Source organism: Tritonibacter sp. SIMBA_163 (assembly GCF_046535935.1).
Taxonomy (GTDB): Bacteria; Pseudomonadota; Alphaproteobacteria; order Rhodobacterales; family Rhodobacteraceae; genus Epibacterium; species Epibacterium scottomollicae.
Genome location: NZ_JAWJBP010001012.1, coordinates 1 through 247, shown reverse-complemented (window position 1 = coordinate 247; position 247 = coordinate 1). Strand labels below are relative to the sequence as shown.

The 247-nt window shown below is 64.4% G+C and carries 1 pseudogene; it reads right to left on the bottom strand.

Annotation, left to right across the window (positions count from 1 at the left end):
* Positions 1 to 247 (bottom strand): annotated as a pseudogene (locus R0J92_RS25385) (hypothetical protein); the annotation flags it as partial.

Here is a 247-nt window from a genome sequence, read left to right as displayed (position 1 = left end):
CGCTGCAATGCGGCCAGCACTTCGGCCAGAACGCCGCGCCTTGCGCGCAGCGACGCGCGGATGCCGTCTTCCTGCTCGCGCAGCGCGGTCAGCTTGTCGGCGATATCGGCAATATCCTGCTGCAGCTTCTTGTCGGTCTTGGCCGACTGGATCAGCGCAGCGGTAATAGTGGTCTGGTCCTTCTTCAGCCCGGCCACCTCGTCCTCGAGCTGTTTCAGCCTGTCGCCGGTGACGGTAAGCTCGTTGC